Origin of the sequence: Mesorhizobium sp. M2A.F.Ca.ET.039.01.1.1 (assembly GCF_003998035.1) — a bacterium.
In the GTDB taxonomy this organism is placed as follows: Bacteria; Pseudomonadota; Alphaproteobacteria; order Rhizobiales; family Rhizobiaceae; genus Mesorhizobium.
Genome location: NZ_RZRY01001146.1, coordinates 1 through 1354, shown reverse-complemented (window position 1 = coordinate 1354; position 1354 = coordinate 1). Strand labels below are relative to the sequence as shown.

The following is a 1354-nucleotide window of genomic DNA, read 5'->3' as shown; positions in this document are numbered from 1 at the left end:
CCCTCGCACCATGCGTGTGCTGGCGCTGTCTCTGGTGCTCGGCCTGATGCTCGGCGCCGGTTTCGGCGGCCTCAACGAGTTCAACGAGCGCTTCTTCAGGACGGGCGAGGATATTCGTGATCGCGCCGGCCTGAAATTCCTCGGCTATCTGCCGACGATCGGCGGCGGCAGGGCCAAGGATTCCAAGGCCGACGACCTGCCGGCTGACGGCAAGGTGGCCAGCCTCTCCTCGGCCGAGAGGCGCGCGCGCATGCGCGTCAGCATCGATGCTCCGGCTTCGATGTTCGCCGAGACACTGCGCAACGCCAAGATCGCCTTCGACGTCGTGATGGAGGACCGCGGCAGCCGGGTCATCGGCGTCATTTCGGTGCTGCCGGGCGAGGGCAAATCGACGGTGGCCGCGAACCTCGCCGGCCTGCTTGCCGCAAATGGCGCCAAGACCTTGCTCGTCGACGGCGACCTGCGCAATCCTGGCTTGAGCCGCAGCCTTGGCATGGAGGCCGAGCAGGGCCTGATGGAGGCGGTGGTTAATGGCCAGACCTGGCAGTCGGTCGGCAAGGTCGACCGCCAGACCAAGCTTGCGATCATTCCAGCCGTGCTCCGTGGCCAGTTCTCGCACACCAGCGAGCTGCTGGGCTCCGCCGGTATGCGGCGCTTCATCGAGAACGCCAAGGAGACGTTCGAGTACATCATCGTCGACCTGCCGCCGCTCGGACCTGTGGTCGACGCCAAAGCCTTCGCGCCGCTGGTCGACGGCTTCGTGCTGGTCACCGAATGGGGCCGCACGCCGCGCAACATGGTGCGCTCGATGCTGGAATCGGAGCCCTATATCGCCAACAAGGTGATTGGGGCGGTGCTCAACAAGGTCGATTTGAAGAAGCTGGCCAAATACGGCGCGCTCGGCGGCTCGGAAAGGTTCTTCGACCGCTACTCGAGCTACTATCTGGAGAAGTCGGAAGCGCGCGCCAAGCAGGCTGCCTGACGTGGAACAGGATCAGGGCGGTTCAGCCCGAAACGGCGAATTGCCTAATCCCGTGACGACAGCAGCCGGCCGTATTTGCCGACGATCCTGAGCGCGGTCAGCCGCCCGGTCTGGAAGGCGCCGGTGTCGATGTCGAGCCGGCGCCCGTCGAGCTTTGGGACGTCGACGATCGTGTGCCCGTGCACCACCCAGCGGTCGAGCCGGTGCGCCGCCTCGAAGAACTCCTCGCGGATGTTGAGGAGGTCGCCCTCGTCCTGCGCCTCCAGCGCGATGCCGGGCCGGATGCCGGCATGCACGAAGACGAATTGGTCGGAGCAGACCATCGCCGGCAGCGTGCGTAGGAAGTCGACATGGCTGGCGGGAATGGCCTCG

The 1354-nt window shown here is 65.8% G+C and carries 1 protein-coding gene and 1 pseudogene; one reads left to right on the top strand and one right to left on the bottom strand.

The features are described from left to right. A partial coding sequence (locus EOA24_RS38045; protein WP_127410829.1) for a polysaccharide biosynthesis tyrosine autokinase occupies positions 1 to 982 on the top strand: 982 nt, incomplete at its 5' end. Positions 983 to 1026: 44 nt separating this feature from the next. Here EOA24_RS38045 and EOA24_RS38040 read toward each other — a convergent pair. Continuing rightward, a pseudogene (locus EOA24_RS38040) lies at positions 1027 to 1354 on the bottom strand (serine/threonine protein phosphatase); the annotation flags it as partial.